The following is a 21,407-nucleotide window of genomic DNA, read 5'->3' as shown; positions in this document are numbered from 1 at the left end:
CAAACCTTTAGTCGACGGTCTTCACCACGAACTTGAGGATGGGAAACCGCGCTCCAAGGCGCGTAACCCACGGATAAGGCGTGCCTTCCGGCTGCATCTGATCGTAGACAAGGAACACGCCTGACGCGATCACGATCGCCACCCCAAGATAGATATTGGCTGCAGGAACCTCGCCAAAAAACACCGCACCCAGAACCACCATCCACACGAATTGCAGGTTCATCAAGGGCGTCACCGCATAGGCCGCCAAGAGGCGCAGCGCGATCACCGAAAGCCAACGCGCCGCAAACAGGAACCCCGCATAGGCCCCCACCCAGGCCAGATCGGACATGGGCATCGGCTTGTAGACAAATGGCAATGCCATCGCCATGGCAAGGAACAGGGCAAGGTTTGGATAAAACACCTGCGCCAGGGAATTGCTTTCGTGTTTGCCGATATAGCGCGCCAGCACCATCGAAAGCGTTCCGGTCACACAAGCAAACAGCGCCACCAGATGGCCAATCGACACCGAAGCCAACCCGCCCGGAAACAGGCACAAAACCCCGACAAACCCGGCCGCCAAGGCGCCCCATGCCAGCGGCCGCACGTGTTCTCCCAGAACCGGTGCGGAAAACAGACCTGCGAAAATCGGCATCATGCCGATAAAGACGAAGACCTCGGCAAAGGGCAAAAGCTTGAACGCATAGAAAAAGGCGACCGATCCGACCACCGTCAAAGCCGCCCGCAGCGCCATCGCCCTCGGACACGTGGTACGCAGGCTCTGGCCCTCGCGCTTCAACCTCGCGCCGATCCACGACATGGCCACGACAACCGCCCCCGAAAAGGCAAAAAGTTGTGGCGCAGCATAACCTTGCGCGACGAACTTCGTGATAGCATCCGCCGAGGAAATCGCCAGCGTGTAAAGCACGACCAACGCCGTGCCCAGAAGTGTCGTGCGTCCCAATCCGGTCATTGCAGCCTCCCCATTGCTTGCCCCGCCCGCGCGAACCCTTGGAAAAAGGCGTCGAACTGGTCCGAGGAATGTTCCGCCCAGGACACCACCGCCTGCGCGTCTTCCGACAGATGGTCAAGAACAACAGGCCGCATCGCCTGCCAGTCGTCCGAACGCTGGTCCATCTTGAACATGCACTCCGACAATTCACGCAGCGGACCGGCATTCGACTGCGCCCGGCGAAACGCCATGCGCTCTCCCAGCATCGGCTTAATGAAACTTCGATGCCCGCAGGCCTGCATCATCCAGTTGCAGACAAGAAACTCGTGATAGTCATCCTGAACGCCGACATGGTCGCCGCCCTCCACCCCGAACAGATGGGTATGGCGCACCAGCCAGGCCTCCCAAACCTCGGGAACGTCGAACCCGCCAAAACGCAGCGCGATACAGACTTCGGCCAAAAGATCGGCATTCTGTTCAAGGAAGGCCAGAAGCCCCGTGAACTCAAGCGATGTGCGCGTTTCGCTATCCAGACACGGATCCTTGCGCCCGTATTCAGACAGGTAAAACACTGCATGGGTCAGCTCATAAGCCGCTTTCTTGTTGGGCATCGAAAAGGTGCCCGAACGGGAAATGAAGGCCCGTACCCGATCTTCCAGTCCCCGATAATCCGCCAGCGGATCAACACCCCGGCGCATCATCAGGCGACGCGCTTCCATACGTTGAAGATCTGAAAGTTCCGACCGGGCAAACCCTTGATCTGACACCCAATTCGCCAGAACCTCGCCCTTCCAGCCCTCCATTCCCAGATCTTCAAGATCAAGGCAAATGGACAGAAGGAACCGATAATACTGTGGGAAGAACTGAAGCCGTTTCTCGACCTGGCCATAAAACCCGCGATAGGCCGCAAGGTCCGCATCCGCCAGCTTGCGCCCCGAACACTCAAGAATGTTGAGAAGCTCTGCATTCTCCTTGAGCCAGAACACATCATCCCCGGTCCGGCGGTGCGAGGCGAAACACTGCATCAGCGCGATATCACGCTCTTTCTGTGTCTGCCGTTGCGATGCGATGTTGAGTTTTACGACATTGGTCATCTGGTGTCTCCCCGGTTGCGGACACAGCGGCGCGGGTTTCCCCGCGCCCCCGTTGTCATGGCCTGCGATCAAAGACCCGAGGTGAACAGCTCGGCACCTTCACCGGCGTCGGCCTTGGCCTCTTCTTGCGGCGCAAGACCCGAGGTGAACATCTGCACCAGACCGGATGTGAACATCTCGACAGCGTCACCAGCTTCCGCCGAGGTGCCGCTTGCCGAAAGACCCGAGGTGAACATCTCCACCCCCTCACCGGTCACCGCTTCGGCGGATGCACTTGGGGCAAGGCCCGAAGTGAACATCTGCACCAAACCGGATGTGAACATTTCAACGGCCTCGCCAGCTTCCGCCGAGGTGCCGCTTGCCGAAAGACCCGAGGTGAACATCTCCACGCCTTCACCGGTCACGGCTTCGGCCGATGCGGTCGGCGCAAGGCCCGAGGTGTACAACTGCACAAGGCCAGAGGTGAACATTTCGGCACCGTCTCCGGCCATGGCGTCAGTGGCCATTTCCGGCGAAAGACCAGAGGTGAACATCTCGGTGTGAGAGCCGTCATGGATGTTGCTTTCGTGCTGTGTTACAGCGCTATCCGCAACCGTTTCCGAGATCATTTCGACTGATTTTTGAGCGAGCATTTGGAACCCTCCAAGTTGAAGTTTTGAGCGGGTTCAGGCTTGCACGCAGCCTTATTTTTTCAAACGGAAAATTCTACCAAATCGGGATTCAAAATTCAAGTTACACGTTAAGGTTGAGTCACAATCCTCTGATAACTTTGTCCTCTAAGCTATTCCGATTGTTTCCAATTTTGCCACATTTTTTTCTGAAAATTCTTCATATTTTCCTGTTCACGAACAAATTCTACCACGAATCTCTCTCCATGTATCCAGAATCCGTGCGCGGAATCGGCGGAATCCGCCCCCGCGAATCCCCGAATCCGATTCGCATCAGACCCCGCCTTTCACACCGCGCTTCAACGTCAGAGACAGACTTGAAACAGCGTCTCCCATGCGTGATACAGGCATCAACGCGGCAGGGAGACGGACATGAAAATCGCGACATTCAACATCAATGGCATCAAGGCGCGCGCACAGGCCCTTCCCGCCTGGCTCGACGAGGCCCAGCCCGACGTCGCCCTGTTGCAGGAAATCAAGTCGGTCGACGAGGCCTTCCCCCGCGAACTCTTCGAAGACCGCGGCTACATCGTCGAAACCCACGGCCAGAAAAGCTTTAACGGCGTCGCGATCCTGTCCAAGCTGCCCCTCGAAGATGTCACCCGCGGCCTGCCCGGGGATGACAGCGATGAACAGGCCCGCTGGATCGAGGCGACCGTGATCGGCAAAACCCCGATCCGCGTCTGCGGCCTTTATCTGCCCAACGGCAACCCAGTCGAACTCCAGGACGACGGCACCCCCGTGCCCGGCGGGAAATACGATTACAAACTGCGCTGGATGGAGCGCCTGCACGCCCGCGCCCAGGAGCTTCTGGCCGGCGAGGAACCCTTCCTGATGGCGGGCGACTACAACATCATCCCGCAGGACGAAGACGCCCGCCGCCCCGAAGCTTGGCAGCAAGACGCCCTCGCCCGCCCCGAAAGCCGCGCCGCCTTCCGACGCCTGATGAACCTTGGCTTCACCGAGGCCTTCCGCGCCCGCACCTTCGGCCCCGGCCACTATTCCTTCTGGGATTACCAGGCCGGCGCATGGAACCGCGATGACGGCATCCGCATCGACCACTTCCTGCTCAGCCCCGCCTGCGCCGATCTCCTGCGCGACTGCCAGATCGACAAAGAGGTGCGCGGCCGCGAAAAACCCTCCGACCACGTTCCGGTCTGGGTCGACCTCGACGCCTGAAGATAGTCAAATTTTCTGGAAAATTTACAGCACCGGACACTCTTCCAGAAGAGTGTCCTACCCCTTGGTCACATCGTGACGGTAGATCCAGTCGAACTGCTGCATCAACTTTTTCGGCGCCAGCTTCGACACCACCCGCAGGCCCATATGGGCGCCGAAACGCATCGGCGGGAACGACAGGTGATACTTCCACGCATTGCCGTTGGCGGTTTCGACAATCTTCTTCACCCGGTCTTCCCGTCGCGCCTGATAGGCGGCCAGCCCGGCCTCAACCGTGTCCGCCTGATCCAGTGCATCGGTCAACACCCAGGAGTCTTCCATCGCCATTACCGCGCCCTGGGCCATGAACGGCAGGGTGGGATGCGCCGCATCGCCAAGGATCGCCGTATGGCCCTTATGCCAGATCGGTGCCACCGGATGACGGAACAGCCCCCAGAGGCCGACGTCCTCGACCGCTGCAAGCATCCGCTTGGCATCGCCCCCGAAATCGCTGAACGCATGACGCAGGTTGGCGGGGTCATCCTTGTGCTGCCAGCCCTCTTCGGCCCAGCCGGTGCGCTCCTGCACCGCCACGATATTGATCAACTCCCCGCCCCGCAGCGGATAGGTCACCATGTGCCGCTTGGGCGCCATGTGAACCCGCGAAACGTTAGGGTGGTCGATCACGTTGGGAATGGTCGCGCGCCACGCGGTCTGGCGGGTAAAGAACGGCGCGGTCACCCCGTTCAGAACCGGACGCAGCCGCGAATGCAGGCCATCCGCCCCGATCACGATATCGGCCTTCATGTCGGCACCATTGGCGAGATGCACAACAGGTAGGTCGGTGGCCTCAACCGTATTCGCCTTTTGCAAAAGGCGGATCTTCACACCTTCCGCACGGGCCGCATCGGCCAGAATGTCGACAAGATCGGCGCGGTGTACGAAGAAATAGGGCTGATCCTCGGGCAGCAACCCCAGATCCAGACGGGCCACAAGGCTGTCGGCGCGATAGTCGCGCAGCTCGACCGCCTGCCCCTGAACTGCAATCTGTCGGAACCTGTCCTCCAGCCCAAGGGCCCGCAATACCGCGAACCCGTTCGGGCTGACCTGGATACCCGCCCCGACCTCGATGATTGCCTCGGCCTGCTCAAGCACCGTGACCTTGGCGCCCCGCGCGCGCAACGCAATGGCGGCCGTCAAACCGCCAATGCCGGCACCAATAACCGTGATTTTCTTACCCGAAAGACTCATATGCGTCTTTTGAAACGAAAAACGCCGAGGTGAAACCCTCGGCGTTCAGATTTTTCTCTCGAAACCGGCGCTTTAGTCGTCGCGGTGCACTTTTTCGCGGCGCTCGTGGCGCTCCTGCGCCTCAAGGCTCATGGTTGCAATCGGACGCGCGTCCAGACGCTTGAGCGAAATCGGCTCACCCGTCACTTCGCAATACCCATACTCGCCCTCGTCGATGCGACGCAGGGCCGAGTCGATCTTGGCAACCAGCTTGCGCTGACGGTCACGGGTCCGCAGTTCCAGCGCCCGGTCGGTTTCCTCGCTGGCGCGGTCTGCGACATCGGGAATGTTGCGGGTGCTTTCCTGAAGGCCCTCGATCGTGTCGCGGCTGTCTTCGAGGATTTCTTCTTTCCAGTTGATGAGTTTTCTACGGAAATACTCGATCTGGCGTTCATTCATGAACGGTTCATCTTCTGCCGGTCGATAATCGTCGGGCAGGAAAGTCTCTGCTTTCATGGCTGCTCCCTCATCGTGGCTAACGTCCGTCATAATAGTTTCCTCAGACATCAGGCCCCCCTTACTCTGCGCTCGCAATAGCCCACGGCGCACGGATTGTCACTAGGCAAAGCGTCAAAACGATGCGAACGGGCATCACGATTTTCAACAAAGCCGCAGGCAAGGCGAAAAAAGAAGCGCGAAATTGCCCCGCCGAAAAACCTCGTTCCGATTTTCCCTGTCTTTTCAATGAGACGCAACATAATCAATGGAAACAGTTTATTTCGCGCGTTCAACAGCATCTGGGAACGGATTTAGGGCGATCCCCCGCCATTTCAAAACGACGCAGCGGCGCACCTTGCCAAATCCCGTTGCCGGCTTTACCCAATTGCCTGACAAATCGGACATGCGCGCAACCGGCAGGAAGGACGAAGATGACTCACCGTTTTGAAGGCACCGAAAGCTATGTAGCCACCGACGACCTGACGGTGGCCGTCAACGCTGCCGTCGCGCTCGAACGCCCGCTTCTGGTCAAGGGTGAACCGGGCACCGGTAAAACCGAACTGGCCAAACAGGTTGCCACCGGTCTGGGCCTGCGCATGATCGAATGGAACGTCAAATCGACCACCAAGGCGCAACAGGGCCTCTACGAATATGACGCCGTCAGCCGCCTGCGTGACTCGCAGCTTGGCGAAGAGCGCGTGCATGACGTGAAGAACTACATCAAGAAGGGCAAGCTCTGGGAGGCCTTCGAGGCCGACGAAAAGGTCGTTCTGCTGATCGACGAGATCGACAAGGCCGACATCGAATTCCCCAACGACCTTCTCCAGGAACTCGACAAGATGGAGTTCCACGTCTACGAGACCGGCGAGACGATCAAGGCCAAGCAGCGCCCGATCATCATCATCACATCGAACAACGAAAAGGAACTGCCCGACGCCTTCCTGCGCCGCTGTTTCTTCCACTATATCCGCTTCCCCGACCACGACACGATGAAAGCCATCGTCGAGGTGCACCACCCGGGCGTGAAAGAGGCGCTTCTGACCACCGCCCTGACCCAGTTCTACGAGATCCGCGAAACCCCGGGCCTCAAGAAGAAACCCTCCACCTCCGAAGTGCTCGACTGGCTCAAGCTACTGCTGGCCGAAGACCTCGATGCCGAAGACCTCAAGCGCGACGGCGCCAACGCCCTGCCCAAACTGCACGGCGCACTCCTGAAAAACGAACAGGACGTCCACCTCTTCGAACGCCTCGCCTTCATGGCGCGCTCGCAACGCTGAGGCATCCTACAGCCGTCTTCTAATTCGAAGCCCGTGAGACGCAAACCGTGCCGCGGGCTTCTGCCTTTCGCGGGCCGCTTGTCATCAGCTCCGCTCCGGTCCATCATGGCGTGAAAATTGACGAGGCCAGTCACATTCCTGCCCAAAAGGCCGACTAGCTTCTACAAGGTCCGACGTCACCGGACCCACGCAAGACCCGGAGCAGCCAGATGACCGCAGACAGCCAGATCACCATTCGTCCGCTCAGGGCCGAAGACGAGGCTGACTGGCGCGTGCTCTGGACGGGTTACCTCGACTACTACGAAACCTCGGTCCCGGAAGAGGTCTACCAGACCACCTTCGCCCGTCTGCTTGGTGACGATCCGCAGGATTTCTCCTGCCTTGTCGCCGAACGCGATGGCAGGCTCCTTGGCCTCACCCACTACCTGTTTCACCGCCACGCCTGGAAGGTCGAGAATGTCTGCTACCTGCAAGACCTCTTCGCCGCCCCCGAGGCCCGTGGCACCGGCATCGGCCGCGCCCTGATCGAGGCGGTCTATGACGCCGCCGACAAGGCCGGAGCGCCCGCCGTCTATTGGCTGACGCAGGGTTTCAACACGACGGCCCGCCAGCTTTATGACCGCGTCGCCGCCCTGACCCCGTTTATTCGCTACAATCGACCTTTATGAAACAACTTGTTGTCCCCTTCCTTCTGACCCTCGGGGCCTGTGCCCAACCGCAGAGCGAAGCGCCAAGCCGCGCTGCCATTTCCGAGTCCTCGCTGCCCCCGATGAAGGTCTTTGCAACGCCGCGCCCCGTGGCCCCGGCCCGCGCCAACGGCGACATCGCCCGCGATTTCCTTGACCTTGCCTTCAAGATGGAAAGCGGCCGCGAACTGCCGGTGATGACCCGCTTCGAAGGCCCGATCACGGTCCGCGTCACCGGGTCTCCGCCGTCAAACCTCGTCCCCGATCTCAAGCGGCTGATGGCCCGCCTGCGCCGCGAGGCCGGGATCGACATCCACCTGGCAACCTCGGGTGATGCCAACATCACCATCGAATCCGTCACCCGCACCCAGATCCGCCGCGCCCTGCCGCAGGCCGCCTGTTTCGTGGCCCCCAACGTCTCGTCCCTGTCGCAATACCGCGCGGCCCGCCGCTCGCCGCGCACCGACTGGACCCTGCTGCAAGACCGCGAACGCCTGTCGATCTTCCTGCCCAACGACACCAGCCCGCAGGAAGTGCGCGACTGCCTGCACGAGGAACTCGCCCAGGCCCTTGGCCCGCTGAACGATCTCTACCGCCTGCCCGACAGCGTCTTCAACGATGACAACGTCCACGCGGTCCTGACCGGCTTTGATATGCTGATCCTGCGCGCCTATTATGACCCTGCCCTGAAAAACGGCATGACACGTGCGCAGGTGGCCTCTCGCCTGCCCGCCATCCTCGCCCGCATCAACCCGCGCGGCCAGTCTGTCTCGCCCCTACAGCCCTCGGCCACGCCACGCGCTTGGATCAACGCCATTCATCGCGCACTTGGCCCCGGGGCCAATCCCGCCGAACGGCGCACTGCGGCCCGTCTTGCCCTGCAGATCGCCAAACAGGAAGGCTGGCAGGATCACCGCCTCGGGTTTACCCACTACGCCCTTGGTCGCCTGCTTCAGGGCGTCGACGCCGAACAGGCCTACACCCAGTTCCTGCTCGCCGATCAGGCCTACCGTCGATCTCCCCATGCCACCCTGCACCGCGGCTATGTAACGGCCCAACTCGCGGCACAGGCCATTTCCTCGGGCCGCGGGCAAGAGGCGCTTGCGCTGCTCAACCCGCTGATCCCCGTCGCCGCCCGCCACGAGAACGCCGAACTCCTCGCCACGCTCATGCTTCTGCGCGCCGAAGCCCTCGAATTGCAGGGCAAATCACAGGAAGCCGGTGCCGTCCGACTGGACAGTCTTGGCTGGGCAAGGTACGGCTTTGGCCCGGACTGGGCCGTCCGCGCAAAACTGCGTGAAATCGCATCGCTCAGCCCGCTCAAAGGGAGATACTGAGAAAGATGATCCTTCTCGTCAGCGCCGTTCTGGGCGCTCTTATCGGTGGCCTGATCGCAAAAAGACGTAAGGGCAAAACGCTTGATATCCTGCAATATGCCGTTGTTTACGCAATGGCCTTTGCTATCCTTGGCCTGTTCATCACCGTCTTCGTTGAACGCAGCCTCGGATAAACCCCATGTTTCTTCCCTTCTTCGAAAATCTCAGGTCCGGCGGCGTGCCGGTGTCACTGCGTGAATACCTGGGCTTTCTCGAAGGGGTGAAAGCCGGGCTTGCCACCTACGACATCGAATCCTTCTACTTTCTGGCCCGCACCATCATGGTCAAGGACGAGCGCAACCTAGACAAGTTCGACCGCGCCTTCGCCGCCACCTTCAAGGGCCTCGAGGACATCAATGTTCAGGACGTTCTGAACGCCGTGGACATTCCCGAGGAATGGATCCGCAAGATGGCCGAGAAACACCTCAGCGCCGAGGAAATGGCCGAGATTGAATCTCTGGGCGGTTTCGACAAGCTGATGGAAACGCTCAAAGAGCGCCTCAAGGAACAGGAAGGCCGCCACCAAGGGGGCAACAAGTGGATCGGCACCGCCGGCACCTCGCCCTTTGGCGCCTATGGCTACAATCCCGAAGGCGTGCGCATCGGCCAGAAGGAAAGCCGCCACCGCCGTGCGGTCAAGGTCTGGGACAAGCGCGAGTTCAAGAACCTCGACGATACCATCGAACTGGGCACCCGCAACATCAAGGTGGCCCTGAAACGCCTGCGCCGCTGGGCGCGGGATGGCGCGGCCGACGAACTCGATCTCGACGGCACCATCCGCGCCACCGCCGAACATGGCTATCTCGATGTGAAAACCCGTCCGGAACGCCGCAACGCCGTCAAGGTGCTGCTGTTCCTTGACGTGGGCGGCTCCATGGACCCGCACATCCGCGTCGTCGAAGAACTCTTCTCCGCCGCCCGCGCCGAGTTCAAGCATCTGGAATACTACTACTTCCACAACTGCCTCTACGAAGGCGTCTGGCGCGACAACAAACGCCGCTGGCAGGAACAGATCCCCACCCACGAGGTGCTGCGCACCTATGGGCCCGACTACAAGTGCATCTTCGTTGGCGACGCCTCCATGTCGCCCTACGAGATCGCCTATCCCGGCGGTGCCAACGAGCACTGGAATGCCGAATCCGGCCAAGTCTGGCTCGAACGCGCCCGCGATCAGTGGTCCTCGAACCTCTGGATCAATCCGGTGCCGGAAAAATACTGGGGTCACACCCATTCCATCAAGATGATCCGCGACATCTTCGAAGACCGCATGGTACCGATGACCCTCCAGGGCATCGAATCCGGCATGAAAGACCTGACGCGCTGATTGGCGATCACCTCAGCCATTTATAGGGTCTCGCCTGATTTCACACCTCCGCGATACAGCCGGAATACCGACGCAATACCGACGTCGTTTTTTGACGATTTCGACGTCGTGAACCGAAGTGCGCCAAAGGCCCCGATACGCAAGGCTGACCACAGGAATTTCACCAACAGGATCACCCATGCCACGCCATTTCACCCCCGAAGAATACACCGCCCGCCAATCCCGCGCCCGCGCTGCCCTTCTGGAAAATGGCCTCGATGCAATCCTGCTGTTTGCGCCGGAAAGCCACTATTGGCTGACCGGTTATGATACCTTCGGATTTGCCATGTTCCAGTGCATGGTGATGACAGCAAAGGGCGACATCCACCTCTTCACCCGCGCGCCTGACCGCCTGCAAGCCCTTCAAACCTCTACACTTTCCGAATACCAGCTCCATATCTGGGTGGATATCGAAGGGGTTGATCCGGTGTCTGGTCTGGCCAACCTCCTTGGCGATCTCGGGGTACGCAACGGGACGCTGGCCTTTGAATCGCGCACCGCGGGCCTCACCGATTTCTGGGGCCAACGCCTGCGCGCCGCCCTGCCCGATATACAGGACGGCTCCGGCATTTTCCCCGCCCTGCGCCGCCTGAAATCCGACGCCGAAGTCGCCATGCACCGCCGCGCCGCCGAACTCTCTGACGACGCCCTCGACGCCGCCCTCGCCACCACCCACGCCGGCGCCTTCGAAGGCGACATCCTCGCCGCCATGCAAGGTGCTGTTTTTAAAGGAGGAGGTGACTACGCGGGCAATGAATTCATCCTCGGATCAGGGGACGCTGCCCTGCTCTGCCGCTCGGCTTCCGGCCGCCGTCATCTGTCGGATCAGGACCAGATGACCATCGAATGGTCCGGCGCCTACGCCCGCTACCACGCCGCCATGATGCAGACCCTCATCGTCGGCACCCCAAGCGACGCCCACAAACGGATGCACACCGCGGCCTCCGAAGCCCTCGCCGCCTGCGAAGCGGCCATCCGCCCCGGTGCCCCGATGGGCGACGTCTATGACGCCCACGCCCGTGTCTTCGATGCCCACGGCCTGCGCAACGCGCGCCTCAACGCCTGCGGTTACGGCATGGGCGCGGTCTATGGGCCGATCTGGGTCGACTTCCCGATGTTTTATGAGAACAACCCCACCATCATGTTGGAAAATCAGGTGTTTTTCCTGCACATGATCCTGATGGACGATGCCACCGGCAACGCCATGTGCCTTGGCCATTCGGTTCTCTGCCGCGACGGCGGAGTCGAAAGGCTCTCGCGCCACGCCCCCGATCTGATCACCTGTTGACCTTGCGACGGACCGCCTCCTGCGCCATATCAGGGGTATGCTTCGCTTTACGCCAATCCTGCTCGCCCTGATCTATGGCATCGTGCTCTACCGCTTTTCCGCGTGGCGCACCTCGCGCGAGCTGGATGCGCGGTCCACCGAACTGGCCGACCCCAGCCTCGTGCCCCTGATCAAGGACATGGCCAAGGCCCTCGATCTGCCCCGCATCCGTGTCCACATCTACGAGATCGAACCCGTCAACGGCCTTGCCGCACCGGATGGCCGCATCTTCATCACCCGCGGCTTCTATGACCGCTACCGCGCCGGCGACGTCAGCGCCGAGGAACTCGCCAGCGTGATCGCACACGAGCTGGGCCATGTCGCCCTTGGCCATTCCCGCCGTCGCATGATCGATTTCTCGGGCCAGAACGCCCTGCGGACGGCGCTCGCCATGGTGCTTGGCCGTATTCTTCCCGGCATCGGCCCGTGGCTTGCCGGAATGGCCATGCGCCTGTTGTCCGCCCGCCTCTCGCGCAGCGACGAATACGAGGCCGACGCCTATGCCGCCGCCCTTCTGACCAAGGCCGGGATCGGCACCGAAGCCCAGAAAACCCTATTCCACAAGCTCGAAGGCCTGACACAGGTGCGCGGGGCAACACCGGCATGGCTGCTCAGCCACCCCAAGACCACCGAACGCATCAAGGCGATCGAGGATCTGGAAACGAAATGGGGCACAATCAGCTGAGATTTCAGCCGCTTACCCGCGTCCCGAAACCGCCTTGGCCAGGCGTGGCAAGCGGGCCTTCTTGAGCAGCTTCCGGCTGTCCCAGGTCTCCCCCGACAACCGCTCCGCCTCCTGACGTACGCTTTCGACCACCGCTTCAACCATCTCCGGCGCATCCTCCCAGATCCCCCGCAACAGGGCATCAGGATCGATCCGCTCAAGACCTTCCTCGGCAAGGGTATGGCGCGGAAAATCCTTGGCGTTCACGGTGACAATCGCGTCCGCCGAACCCGCAATCGCCGCGGCCAGTACATGCACATCCGCCGCATCCGGCAGGTACAGCCGGTCTTCAAGCGATGGTTTCCACGTCACCTCGGCCTTGGGCCAGGCCGCACGAACAAGGGCGATTTCCCCTCGCGCCTGCGCTTCGCCCGTCGGGCCGATCTTGCGCGCCGCCCGCGCCCATTCCTCAAGGATACGCGCCGACCACATCGGCTGGAACGCCCCTGCCCTGGCCACCCCCAGAAGCACCTCGCGCATCACCGTCGGATAGATGACGCAGGTATCCAGCAGCAACCGTTTCACAGGCGGAAGAACAGGGATTTGAGATAGCCACTTTCGGCCAGTTGCGGCATCAGCGGATGGTCCGGTCCGGCAAATCCGGTGTGCAGCAACTGCCCCTGCCGCCCGGCACGGCCAATCCCGCGCACCGATGCGCCGCGAAACTTGGCAAGGTCGGCCGCATGGGAACAGGAACACAGGCCAAGATAGCCTCCCTCCTTCACCAGAGGTGCCGCCAGCCGCGCCACGCGTTCATAGGCCCGCAGCCCCTTTTCAAGCGCGGGCTTCGACGGCGCAAAGGCAGGCGGATCGCAGATCACGACATCGAACTGCGCGCCCTCTTCGGCCAAGGCCGTCAGCACGTCAAACGCATCGCCCTTGCGGGTCGAAAAGCGATCAGACACCCCAGCCTGCCGCGCGCCTTCTTCGGCCAGCGCCAGCGCCGCGGCAGAGCCATCCACCGCCATCGCTTCGGCAGCGCCCCCCGCCAGCGCGGCAAGGGAAAAGCCGCCAACATGCGAGAAAACATCCAGAACCTTTGCATCCTTGCAAAGCCCGGCCGCAAATCCGTGATTGGGACGTTGATCATAGAAAAGGCCGGTCTTCTGCCCGCCGGTCAGGTCGGCCATATAGGTCGCACCGTTCATCACCACGGGCACCGGCGCATCGGGGGCCGTGCCCACCATCACGCGGCTGTCTTCGTCCAGCCCCTCAAGGCCACGCGCCCGACCGGACCCGTTTTTCAGAACCGTCGTGACACCTGTCGCGGCAACCAGCGCCGCGACCATCTCGTCCAGCAGAACTTCGGACCACGCCGCATTCGGCTGGATCACGGCCACATCGCCAAAACGGTCGACAATCACCCCCGGCAACCCGTCTGCCTCGGCGTGGACCAGGCGATAGAACGGCGCATCGAACAGGCGGTCACGCATTTCCCGCGCCCGCACGAACTTGGCGGTCAGCCATTTCCGATCAATCGTGGCTTCCACATCGCGCTCAAGCATCCGACAGGCAATGCGCGATCCGGCGTTGAACGCGACAAGGCCAATCGGGCGGCGCTCACCATCTTCCAGCAACACGATGGAACCGGCGGGAATTTTCTTGGTACGCCGGTCAATCACCAGCTCATTATCATAAACCCAGGGAAAGCCGTGGCGGATCGCACGGGCATTGGCTTTGGGTTTCAGGCGGACAACAGGAAAGGAGGACGACATCATGCCGCCCTCCTAACGTGTTCCTGCGATCAAGAAAAGATCAGAGTGCCTGCACCGGGCTCAGCGGCTGAATGCGGGCTGTCACGCCGCCTTGCGGCTTGACCCAGCCGGTTGCGAGGCTCATCTCGTCGCGCACCACTTTGGCAAGGTGCTGAGTGATGCGGTACTTCTGGGTCAGGCCACGGGCCTCGGCCTGAAGCGCCTTTGAGCCGCCATAGCCAACAAGGTCGGCCTTGATCTCGCGCGGGCCGCGCACAACGGCACCGGTCAGCGGATCACGGATGGTCATCACGAACTCGATCGAATGGATACCGCCAACCGAATAGCGGGTCTTCTCGGTCAGCGCGTGAAAGCGTTTGACTTCGATCTCGACAACAACCGGCAGCGCGCCTTCCAGCGGGCGGGCACCGATTTCGATGGCGTTTTCGAAGATTGCACCAACCTGCTCATAGCGATTGCCAAAGGCATCGCCGCGCCAGACGATGTCACCGCCCGGATAATAGCTGTTGGCTTCTGAAACTTTGAGGGTTGTTGGGACACTTACGTCATATCCAACGAGCTGAAACGACGGGGCCGGCGCGGCCGTTTCCGTGGTGATCTGCTCAAGCGGGATGTTCCGCGTCGCGGTGTCTACCGATGCGCATGCCGAAAGGCCCAGTCCGAGGGCCATCATAACTGCTGTCAGTCGAGCGCGGGTCATTGTCTTGTCTCCTTGGGCTTCTGCTCCAAACTCTTCGAAGACAAATTGCTCTCGAAATGAGGCAAGATTGGGACAAATCCCGTTCGTTTCAGGGGAATTCGGACGTAGCCCCGGCAGCCATCGCCCCTTTTCTTCACCGTTCGCGCGATCGCCAACCGCCGCGACGGCGCGGTTCCGACAACTTGGCCAGCCCGTCTTTCAGAATCGCCGTCATCGGGTGGTCCGGAAAATCGGTGCCATAGGTTTCCAGCAGTCCCGCAATGGCCACCTGGCTGTCGATCCCGACACTCAATGCCCAATCCAGAAAGATCGAACGGCACTCGCTCTCGGTGATCCCCTCGATCCGGTAACTCTCGAGGATCAGTTCCTTTGGGTCATTCTGGTCCGCCACGCGCCTATTCCTTCTCACGGTCCTTGCCGAGAACCAGATCAACAAGGTCGCCTGACCGTTCCGCCGCATCGACAAGGGCACCAGCGAGGCGTTCCATCACCTCTTCCCCCGTTTCCCGCAGCACGAACGCGGCACCGCCTTCTCCGATCACCTCGGGGGACAAGTCCTGTTCACTCAGCAGCTTGGACGCCACCTGCACTTTCCAGAAAAGGTCATAGTCCTGTTTGAGGGCAATACACTGAGCGTCATCCAACCACCCAATCGCGACACCGGCGTCCAGCCCATCGAAAACGCTGCGCAGCGGCGTTCCTGCCATCAAGGCACAAGTCTGCGACACCAGCTCGATATCCTGCAACCGGCCACGCCCGATCTTGGCATCCCAAACACCCTTGGGTGCCTTGGCTGCCGCGATCCTGTCGCGCATCTCGTTGACATCCGCCTTGATCTTCGCGCCATCACGCGGCGCGGCCAAAAGCGCCTGCCGGAAGGCCTCGACCTCATCCATCAGAGACTCCTCGCCCGCGACAGGGCGCGCCCGCGTCAACGCAAGATGCTCCCAGGTCCAGGCCTCACTCTTCTGGTATTCCTTGAAAGAGGTGATAGAGGTCGCAACCGGCCCCTGCGTGCCCGAGGGCCGCAGACGCATGTCCACCTCGTAAAGCCGCCCCTGCGCCATCTGCGCGGTCACCGCCGTAACCATCGCCTGCGTCAGGCGCGCATAGTAGGCACGGCTTGCCAATGGCCGCCTTCCTTCCGAGAAATCGACCCCGTCGGCATCATAGATCACGATCAGGTCAAGGTCGGACGAGGCATTCAGACGGCGCGCCCCCAGCGATCCCATACCCAGCACCATCGCGCCCCGCCCCGGGCAAGGCCCGTGTTTTTCCGCGAACTTCTCTTGCACCACCGGCCAAAGCGCCGCGACCGAAGCCGAGGCCAGATCGGCATAATGCTCGCCCGCCTCCTTGGCCGAAATCAACCCACGCAGGTGATGCACGCCAACGCGGAAATGCCATTCCTTGGCCCACCGCCGCGCACTGTCCAGCTTGCGTTCGTAATCATCGCCTTCATGCGCCAGAACGTCGGCCAGTTCCGCGCGAAGCCCGTCTTCATTGGGCCAGGGCGTAAAGAACGATCCGCCGATCACCGCGTCGAACACACCGGAATTGCGCGACAGGTGCTTGGCCAGCGCCGGAGCCGTGCCGACAATATCCACCAACAGGTCAATCAGTTGCGGATTGGCCTCGAACAGCGAAAACAGCTGCACACCGGCAGGAAGCCCCGCAAGGAACCCGTCCAGCGACAAGAGCGCCTGGTTGGGATGGGCGGTGTTCGACAACCGGTTCAGAAGGTCAGGCTTCAACCGGTCAAAGATCGCCACCGCCCGTTCTGATCGAAACGCCGGATAGGTCTGCCACCGCGCGATGATCTCACCATCCAGCTCCGAAACCTCCTGCGGCTTGGCGGCATCCGGCGCAAAGAACCCTTCGGTCAGCTCGTGCACCTCTTCCAGCCGGTCCACGATCTCGGCCTTCAACTCCCCCAGATCACGCCCCATCAGGCAGGCAATCCGCTGCATCCCGTCGTCTGACTTGGGAAAATCATGGGTCTGGGCGTCGTTGATCATCTGGATACGGTGCTCGACCTCGCGATGCGACCGATAGTGCCGCGCAAGGATCGCCGCCGCCTCTTCCGGCACCCACCCCTTTTCGGCCAGATGCCCCAGTGCCGGCACCGTCCGGTTGTCGCGCAACGAAGGATCACGCCCACCGGCAATCAGCTGCCGCGTCTGGGTAAAGAACTCGATCTCGCGAATGCCCCCACGCCCCAGTTTCATGTTGTGGCCTTCCAAGGTGATCTTGCCGCCAAGCCCCTTGTGCTCGCGGATCCGAAGGCGCATGTCATGGGCGTCCTGAATGGCCGCGAAATCCAGATGCCGCCGCCAGACAAAGGGCTTCAGCGTCTGCAGGAACCGCCCCCCCGCCTCAAGATCACCGGCAGAAGGCCGCGCCTTGATATAGGCCGCACGCTCCCACGTGCGCCCAAGGCTCTCGTAGTACCGCTCGGCCGCTTCCATCGCGAGACAGACAGGCGTCACCGCCGGATCGGGCCTCAGACGCAGATCGGTGCGGAACACATATCCATCGCCCGTCAGATCATTCAGCATCGAAGACATCTTGCGCGTCGCCCGCACGAACGAGGCCCGCGCATCATGGTAGTCCGCTGGGTCAAATCGCGTTTCGTCAAACAGGCAGATCAGGTCGATATCGGAACTGTAGTTCAGCTCGTGCGCCCCCATCTTACCCATGGCAAGCGTGACCATGCCACCCGCAGTGGCCACGTCATCTTCGGTCTGGCCGGGCAGTTTCTTGCGCCTGATCTCGCTGGCGATCGCCGCTTTCAAGGCCAGATCGCTGGCCAGATCGGCATAATCCGTCAACGCGCCGGTCACCTGTTCCAGCTCCCAAACTCCGGCAATATCAGCCAGCGCCGTCATCAGCGCCACGCGCCGCTTGCCCATGCGTAGCGCCGCGCCCAAAGCATCCGGCGCAACCTCGGCAAGCTCGTCAAACAGGGTCGCAAGCGCCGCCTCGGGATCGTCAAAAGCACCGGGCAGCCAGTCTTTCTCTTTCTCGATCAGGGACTTGAGGTAAGGGCTGCACCCTGCGGTGCCGTGCACAAGCTTGCCCAGATCCCCGGACAGTGCGGGAACAAGCGCAAGCGTGTCATCGCCACGTTCGGAATCAAAGGCGGTTGGGAGGCGGGTGATACGTGTCTCGAAACTCATGCGCCGACCATGCGAATCCGCGGCGCAATGGTCAATGATCTGTCGCAAGTTCCGCCGCCCTATGCCGCAGGCGTGTCCTGTGAAAAACTGTTGCTCCAGCCATCCGCCGTTTTGCGCCAGATCGACGAAATATACATCGCCTCCCAGTCGGTTTTGCCCGTCGCAAGGTACTCTGCGCGGTAGGCCAAAAGCACATGATCCGCGCCGATCTCGACCAACTGCGCCGCGCTCAGACGGTAGTCGGCCATCACCGCCCCACCTTCCAACTGCTCCATATGCCCGGCCTTGTCTGAGAACCCGGAGGTGTAGACCCCAAGAAAATCCTCGGTCAGCATTGCACCATCGGCTTGCGGATCGCCCGCCACCAGCGCCTCCCAGACTTTGGTTTCCAGGGCCAGTATCTCTTCAATCGTTACTTTTTCCATGCCGCGACCCTGCGCCGACCAACTCTTGGGGTCAACGCCCTTTACATGGGCCGGTCACAACGCTTGACTGTGACGGACCCGTCGCAGGAGACATCGAAATGAGCAAATCCCTCAAACGCGTGCGCGCCGCACTTGATGACGCGGGTCTGCCGGTCGAGATCGTGGAAACCAACGGCGCGAGAACGGCACAGATGGCGGCGGACGCCGTCGGATGCGCCTTGGACCAGATCGCCAAGTCAATCATCTTCCGGGGCGAAACAAGCGGCAAGGCAATCCTGTTCCTGACTGCCGGTGGAAATCAGGTTGATGTCGAAAAAGCCAGCGCCCTCGCCGGAGAACCGCTTGGCAAGGCCGACGCCGCCCTCGTGCGTGCGCAGACGGGGTTCGCCATCGGCGGTGTTTCCCCGGTTGGGCACCTCTCCCCGATCCGCGCCTTTATAGACAGGCGCCTGATGGCGTTTGACACGGTCTGGGCCGCGGCAGGGACGCCCAACCATGTTTTTGTCCTCTGCCCGTCCAAACTGCCTAAACTCACCGGAGCAGAAGCCGCGAACTTTACGGTCTGAACGAGAAAAACCTAAAATTTCGATAAATTTAATTCATTAAAAACAACTACATACCGAAATAATGTAAAAACCATTCACATAAATCCTTGCAAAGCCGAGGCGCAATCCCAATCTAGGTAATGTGAAAGCGATTTACATCCCAAAACGGAGACCCAAGATGACACCCTCTGCCACCGCAACTGTTGCAACCTCCCACAACCAGGGTTGGTTTTCCCGCAGTGAAGCCTGGCTGGATAGCAAAGGCAAAGGCGCATGGATCGCCGCGATGGTCCTCGGCTTTATCTTCTTCTGGCCCGTGGGCCTCGCCCTTCTCTTCTACATGATCTGGAGCAAACGCATGTTCAGCAAATCCTGCAGCCACCGTTCGAAAGCGCACCGTCGCATGCACGTGATGTCCCCGACAGGCAACTCCGCATTCGACGCCTACCGCGATGAAACCCTGCGTCGCCTCGAAGACGAGCAGCGCAACTTCGAAGCCTTCCTCGAGCGCCTGCGCGAAGCCAAGGACAAGGCCGAGTTCGACCAGTTCATGGAAGAACGCGCCGATGCCGCCGCGACCGAGATCAAGGAACCGCGCGCCGACGCCTAACCACCTCCCGGCCCCCGCTTCGGCGGGGGTTTCCCATGGCGCAAAGCGCACCGCCGCGATACCTCTATAATACCGACGCAATACATACGTGGAAAAATGACCCTCCGAAACTTCACCCTCCCCGACCCTGACATCCAGCCGGAGTTCTATTCCGACGTGCCGACCAAGCGCCTGATCGCCTGGGTGATCGACACGGTCATCACCTTCGCGATTTCGGCGCTGGTCGTTGTCTTCACCGTCGGGCTTGGCCTTTTCATCTTCGCCTTTATCCTCCTGGTGGTCGGCTTCATCTATCGCACGGTGACCCTCGCAACAGGCTCTGCCACATGGGGGATGCGCCTTGTTTCCTTGGAGTTTCGTGACCGTGAAGGGCGCCAGTTCGATCTCGGATCGGCCTTCCTGCACACCATCGGATATCACGTGTCGGTCTCGGTCTTCCCGCTGCAGATCCTGTCGATCATCCTGATGCTGACCTCGGCCCGCGCCCAGGGTTTGACCGATCACGTCATGGGCTCTGTGGCCATCAATCGCGCCGCCCGTTTCTGATTGGAAACTGGGGGTTGGCCTAGCGGGGTTCGGTTGCTATCGTCCTTTGCGAACGACAAATCGGACCCCCATGCGCCACACGCTTCCTCTTGCGCCCCAGTTCTATGTGACGGCCCCGCAACCCTGCCCTTACCTTGAGGGCAGGATGGAGCGGAAACTCTTCACCGCGCTTCAGGGGGAACATGCCGGCGAGTTGAACGATACCCTTTCACATCAAGGGTTTCGCCGGTCTCAAAACGTGCTTTACCGCCCATCCTGCGCCGATTGCGCGGCCTGTCTTTCGGCGCGGATTGATGTCTCGAAATTCGCCCCCTCGAAAAGCCAGAAACGCATCATCAAGCGCAACGCACACCTGTCGCGCCGCGCCACATCGCCCTGGGCCACCGAGGATCAGTTCGATCTGTTCCGCACCTATCTCGACAGCCGTCATGCGGATGGTGGCATGGCCGATATGGATGTCTTCGAATTCGCCGCGATGATCGAGGAAACCCCGATCCGCAGCCGCGTTGTCGAATACACCGACAGCGAGACCGGAGATCTGATCGGCGTGTCGTTGACCGACGTCCTGAGCGACGGGCTTAGCATGGTCTATTCCTTCTATGACCCGTCCCTGCCGCGCCAGAGCCTTGGCACCTACCTGATCCTTGACCACGTCGAGATCGCGCGCGAAGCAAACCTTCCTTACGTCTACCTTGGCTACTGGGTGCCGGGCAGCCCCAAGATGGGCTACAAGCGCAACTTTGCGGGGCTGGAAGTCTACGCAGGCGGAAAATGGCAGCCTATCGGCGATCCCACCCGCTTTGACGCCGAGCTGCACCCGCTCTCGACCGACCCGATTGCCGAGCAGGTGGCGAATATCACCCTGCCCGACGCCCGCCCCTACCGGGGCTGATCCATGCCCCGACACCTTCACGCCTTCTCTCTGGTCGTGCCTGACTATGACAGCGCGCTGGCCTTCTATGTCGACACGCTGGGCTTTGACCTGCGTGAAGACCTGCCGCTGGAAGATGGCAAACGATGGGTCGTGATCGCGCCTGACGGAGATGCCCAAACCAACATCCTGCTGGCACAGGCGGACGGGTACGATCAAGAGGCCGCCATCGGCAACCAGTTCGGCGGACGGGTCGGCCTTTTCCTGCATACGGACGATTTCGCACGTGACCATGCGGCCATGGTCAAGGCCGGTGTCCATTTCGAAGAAGCCCCCCGCTATGAGGCCTATGGCACGGTTGCCGTCTGGCGCGATCCTTTCGGCAACCGCTGGGATCTTTTGCAACTCAAAGCCAACGCCTGAACAAACACAAGAATCGCATACCCAATGACAGGAAACGCGCCTCAAATCCAAGGCACGATCC

Annotated in this window: 24 protein-coding genes; 13 read left to right on the top strand and 11 right to left on the bottom strand. The window is 61.1% G+C overall.

Annotation, left to right across the window (positions count from 1 at the left end; all coding sequences use genetic code 11):
* Positions 1-7 precede the first annotated feature (7 nt).
* The 3 genes from NNA36_RS08320 to NNA36_RS08310 form a co-directional block, all read right to left on the bottom strand.
* Positions 8-952 (bottom strand): DMT family transporter, encoded by a 945-nt coding sequence (locus NNA36_RS08320; protein WP_255106223.1) that lies wholly within the window; start codon positions 950-952, stop codon positions 8-10.
* Positions 949-2,025 (bottom strand): hypothetical protein, encoded by a 1,077-nt coding sequence (locus tag NNA36_RS08315; RefSeq protein WP_255106221.1) that lies wholly within the window; start codon positions 2,023-2,025, stop codon positions 949-951. The genes NNA36_RS08320 and NNA36_RS08315 overlap by 4 nt, the downstream gene beginning before the upstream one ends.
* 68 nt (positions 2,026-2,093) lie before the next feature.
* Positions 2,094-2,657: a DUF6749 family protein gene (locus tag NNA36_RS08310; protein ID WP_255106218.1), complete on the bottom strand. Its 564-nt coding sequence runs from the start codon at positions 2,655-2,657 to the stop codon at positions 2,094-2,096.
* A 408-nt stretch (positions 2,658-3,065) separates the two neighbouring features.
* Here NNA36_RS08310 and xth point away from each other — a divergent pair, with 408 nt between their 5' ends.
* Positions 3,066-3,872 carry an exodeoxyribonuclease III gene (xth, locus tag NNA36_RS08305; protein WP_255106216.1) on the top strand — a complete coding sequence of 269 codons (807 nt, stop codon included), beginning with the start codon at positions 3,066-3,068 and terminating at the stop codon, positions 3,870-3,872.
* A gap of 57 nt (positions 3,873-3,929) precedes the next feature.
* Here the strand turns inward: xth and NNA36_RS08300 are convergent, their stop codons facing one another.
* Both NNA36_RS08300 and dksA read right to left on the bottom strand, forming a co-directional pair.
* Entirely contained in the window at positions 3,930-5,102 is a 1,173-nt protein-coding gene (locus NNA36_RS08300) for an FAD-dependent monooxygenase (protein WP_255106214.1), read from the bottom strand.
* Between the two features lie 72 nt (positions 5,103-5,174).
* Complete coding sequence (gene dksA, locus NNA36_RS08295) at positions 5,175-5,597, bottom strand: RNA polymerase-binding protein DksA (RefSeq protein ID WP_255106211.1); 423 nt, start codon at positions 5,595-5,597, stop codon at positions 5,175-5,177.
* Between the two features lie 413 nt (positions 5,598-6,010).
* Between dksA and NNA36_RS08290 the strand changes: the two genes are divergently transcribed.
* From NNA36_RS08290 to NNA36_RS08260, 7 genes are all read left to right on the top strand, one after another.
* Positions 6,011-6,856: a MoxR family ATPase gene (locus tag NNA36_RS08290; RefSeq protein ID WP_255106209.1), complete on the top strand. Its 846-nt coding sequence runs from the start codon at positions 6,011-6,013 to the stop codon at positions 6,854-6,856.
* A gap of 209 nt (positions 6,857-7,065) precedes the next feature.
* The gene (locus tag NNA36_RS08285) at positions 7,066-7,524 is read left to right on the top strand and encodes a GNAT family N-acetyltransferase (protein ID WP_255106206.1); all 459 of its coding nucleotides are present in this window, start codon (positions 7,066-7,068) and stop codon (positions 7,522-7,524) included.
* Entirely contained in the window at positions 7,521-8,879 is a 1,359-nt protein-coding gene (locus tag NNA36_RS08280) for a DUF2927 domain-containing protein (RefSeq protein ID WP_255106204.1), read from the top strand. The genes NNA36_RS08285 and NNA36_RS08280 overlap by 4 nt, the downstream gene beginning before the upstream one ends.
* Positions 8,880-8,884: 5 nt before the next feature.
* Complete coding sequence (locus tag NNA36_RS08275; RefSeq protein ID WP_255106200.1) at positions 8,885-9,052, top strand: hypothetical protein; 168 nt, start codon at positions 8,885-8,887, stop codon at positions 9,050-9,052.
* A gap of 5 nt (positions 9,053-9,057) precedes the next feature.
* Positions 9,058-10,242, top strand: coding sequence for a VWA domain-containing protein (locus tag NNA36_RS08270; protein WP_255106197.1), 1,185 nt, complete (start codon positions 9,058-9,060; stop codon positions 10,240-10,242).
* A gap of 178 nt (positions 10,243-10,420) precedes the next feature.
* Entirely contained in the window at positions 10,421-11,569 is a 1,149-nt protein-coding gene (locus NNA36_RS08265) for a Xaa-Pro peptidase family protein (protein ID WP_255106195.1), read from the top strand.
* A 37-nt stretch (positions 11,570-11,606) separates the two neighbouring features.
* Entirely contained in the window at positions 11,607-12,293 is a 687-nt protein-coding gene (locus NNA36_RS08260; RefSeq protein ID WP_255106192.1) for a M48 family metalloprotease, read from the top strand.
* A gap of 12 nt (positions 12,294-12,305) precedes the next feature.
* Here NNA36_RS08260 and NNA36_RS08255 read toward each other — a convergent pair whose 3' ends face one another.
* The 6 genes from NNA36_RS08255 to NNA36_RS08230 form a co-directional block, all read right to left on the bottom strand.
* Positions 12,306-12,857: an RSP_2648 family PIN domain-containing protein gene (locus NNA36_RS08255; RefSeq protein ID WP_255106190.1), complete on the bottom strand. Its 552-nt coding sequence runs from the start codon at positions 12,855-12,857 to the stop codon at positions 12,306-12,308.
* A complete protein-coding gene (locus tag NNA36_RS08250) occupies positions 12,854-14,050 on the bottom strand; it encodes an RSP_2647 family RNA methyltransferase (protein ID WP_255106187.1) in 1,197 nt (398 codons plus the stop codon). Before NNA36_RS08250 ends, NNA36_RS08255 begins: the two co-directional genes overlap by 4 nt.
* Before the next feature lie 37 nt (positions 14,051-14,087).
* Positions 14,088-14,747, bottom strand: coding sequence for a DUF6778 family protein (locus tag NNA36_RS08245; protein ID WP_255106184.1), 660 nt, complete (start codon positions 14,745-14,747; stop codon positions 14,088-14,090).
* Between the two features lie 133 nt (positions 14,748-14,880).
* Positions 14,881-15,138: a hypothetical protein gene (locus NNA36_RS08240; RefSeq protein WP_255106181.1), complete on the bottom strand. Its 258-nt coding sequence runs from the start codon at positions 15,136-15,138 to the stop codon at positions 14,881-14,883.
* A gap of 4 nt (positions 15,139-15,142) precedes the next feature.
* On the bottom strand, positions 15,143-17,926 hold the full coding sequence (locus tag NNA36_RS08235) for a glutamine-synthetase adenylyltransferase (protein WP_255106178.1): 2,784 nt from the start codon (positions 17,924-17,926) through the stop codon (positions 15,143-15,145).
* A 59-nt stretch (positions 17,927-17,985) separates the two neighbouring features.
* The gene (locus tag NNA36_RS08230) at positions 17,986-18,351 is read right to left on the bottom strand and encodes a nuclear transport factor 2 family protein (protein WP_255106175.1); all 366 of its coding nucleotides are present in this window, start codon (positions 18,349-18,351) and stop codon (positions 17,986-17,988) included.
* 98 nt (positions 18,352-18,449) lie between these two features.
* On the opposite strand from NNA36_RS08230, the gene NNA36_RS08225 reads away from it, so the two are divergent.
* From NNA36_RS08225 to NNA36_RS08205, 5 genes are all read left to right on the top strand, one after another.
* Positions 18,450-18,917, top strand: a complete 468-nt coding sequence (locus tag NNA36_RS08225; RefSeq protein WP_255106173.1) for a YbaK/EbsC family protein — start codon at positions 18,450-18,452, stop codon at positions 18,915-18,917.
* Positions 18,918-19,074: 157 nt separating this feature from the next.
* A complete protein-coding gene (locus NNA36_RS08220) occupies positions 19,075-19,506 on the top strand; it encodes a DUF2852 domain-containing protein (protein WP_255106171.1) in 432 nt (143 codons plus the stop codon).
* A 96-nt stretch (positions 19,507-19,602) separates the two neighbouring features.
* Positions 19,603-20,052, top strand: coding sequence for an RDD family protein (locus NNA36_RS08215; RefSeq protein WP_255106169.1), 450 nt, complete (start codon positions 19,603-19,605; stop codon positions 20,050-20,052).
* A gap of 70 nt (positions 20,053-20,122) precedes the next feature.
* The gene (locus NNA36_RS08210; RefSeq protein ID WP_255106166.1) at positions 20,123-20,944 is read left to right on the top strand and encodes an arginyltransferase; all 822 of its coding nucleotides are present in this window, start codon (positions 20,123-20,125) and stop codon (positions 20,942-20,944) included.
* Between the two features lie 3 nt (positions 20,945-20,947).
* Positions 20,948-21,346: a VOC family protein gene (locus NNA36_RS08205; protein WP_255106163.1), complete on the top strand. Its 399-nt coding sequence runs from the start codon at positions 20,948-20,950 to the stop codon at positions 21,344-21,346.
* Positions 21,347-21,407 lie beyond the last annotated feature (61 nt).

Origin of the sequence: Shimia sp. CNT1-13L.2 (assembly GCF_024331145.1) — a bacterium.
GTDB lineage: Bacteria > Pseudomonadota > Alphaproteobacteria > Rhodobacterales > Rhodobacteraceae > Shimia.
Note: the sequence above shows the minus strand (reverse complement) of the source record. Positions and strands in the feature narration are given on the sequence as shown.

Bases quoted from the DNA above. Each gene is read 5' to 3' on its own strand.
- NNA36_RS08220 (WP_255106171.1), top strand. From the start codon at position 19,075: ATGACACCCTCTGCCACCGCAACTGTTGCAACCTCCCACAACCAGGGT.
- NNA36_RS08265 (WP_255106195.1), top strand. From the start codon at position 10,421: ATGCCACGCCATTTCACCCCCGAAGAATACACCGCCCGCCAATCCCGC.
- NNA36_RS08300 (WP_255106214.1), bottom strand. From the start codon at position 5,102: ATGAGTCTTTCGGGTAAGAAAATCACGGTTATTGGTGCCGGCATTGGC.
- NNA36_RS08250 (WP_255106187.1), bottom strand. From the start codon at position 14,050: ATGATGTCGTCCTCCTTTCCTGTTGTCCGCCTGAAACCCAAAGCCAAT.
- NNA36_RS08210 (WP_255106166.1), top strand. From the start codon at position 20,123: ATGCGCCACACGCTTCCTCTTGCGCCCCAGTTCTATGTGACGGCCCCG.
- NNA36_RS08310 (WP_255106218.1), bottom strand. From the start codon at position 2,657: ATGCTCGCTCAAAAATCAGTCGAAATGATCTCGGAAACGGTTGCGGAT.
- NNA36_RS08315 (WP_255106221.1), bottom strand. From the start codon at position 2,025: ATGACCAATGTCGTAAAACTCAACATCGCATCGCAACGGCAGACACAG.
- NNA36_RS08275 (WP_255106200.1), top strand. From the start codon at position 8,885: ATGATCCTTCTCGTCAGCGCCGTTCTGGGCGCTCTTATCGGTGGCCTG.
- NNA36_RS08215 (WP_255106169.1), top strand. From the start codon at position 19,603: ATGACCCTCCGAAACTTCACCCTCCCCGACCCTGACATCCAGCCGGAG.
- NNA36_RS08205 (WP_255106163.1), top strand. From the start codon at position 20,948: ATGCCCCGACACCTTCACGCCTTCTCTCTGGTCGTGCCTGACTATGAC.
- NNA36_RS08260 (WP_255106192.1), top strand. From the start codon at position 11,607: ATGCTTCGCTTTACGCCAATCCTGCTCGCCCTGATCTATGGCATCGTG.
- NNA36_RS08245 (WP_255106184.1), bottom strand. From the start codon at position 14,747: ATGACCCGCGCTCGACTGACAGCAGTTATGATGGCCCTCGGACTGGGC.
- NNA36_RS08320 (WP_255106223.1), bottom strand. From the start codon at position 952: ATGACCGGATTGGGACGCACGACACTTCTGGGCACGGCGTTGGTCGTG.
- NNA36_RS08280 (WP_255106204.1), top strand. From the start codon at position 7,521: ATGAAACAACTTGTTGTCCCCTTCCTTCTGACCCTCGGGGCCTGTGCC.
- NNA36_RS08235 (WP_255106178.1), bottom strand. From the start codon at position 17,926: ATGAGTTTCGAGACACGTATCACCCGCCTCCCAACCGCCTTTGATTCC.
- NNA36_RS08270 (WP_255106197.1), top strand. From the start codon at position 9,058: ATGTTTCTTCCCTTCTTCGAAAATCTCAGGTCCGGCGGCGTGCCGGTG.
- NNA36_RS08230 (WP_255106175.1), bottom strand. From the start codon at position 18,351: ATGGAAAAAGTAACGATTGAAGAGATACTGGCCCTGGAAACCAAAGTC.
- dksA (WP_255106211.1), bottom strand. From the start codon at position 5,597: ATGAAAGCAGAGACTTTCCTGCCCGACGATTATCGACCGGCAGAAGAT.
- NNA36_RS08225 (WP_255106173.1), top strand. From the start codon at position 18,450: ATGAGCAAATCCCTCAAACGCGTGCGCGCCGCACTTGATGACGCGGGT.
- NNA36_RS08290 (WP_255106209.1), top strand. From the start codon at position 6,011: ATGACTCACCGTTTTGAAGGCACCGAAAGCTATGTAGCCACCGACGAC.
- xth (WP_255106216.1), top strand. From the start codon at position 3,066: ATGAAAATCGCGACATTCAACATCAATGGCATCAAGGCGCGCGCACAG.
- NNA36_RS08285 (WP_255106206.1), top strand. From the start codon at position 7,066: ATGACCGCAGACAGCCAGATCACCATTCGTCCGCTCAGGGCCGAAGAC.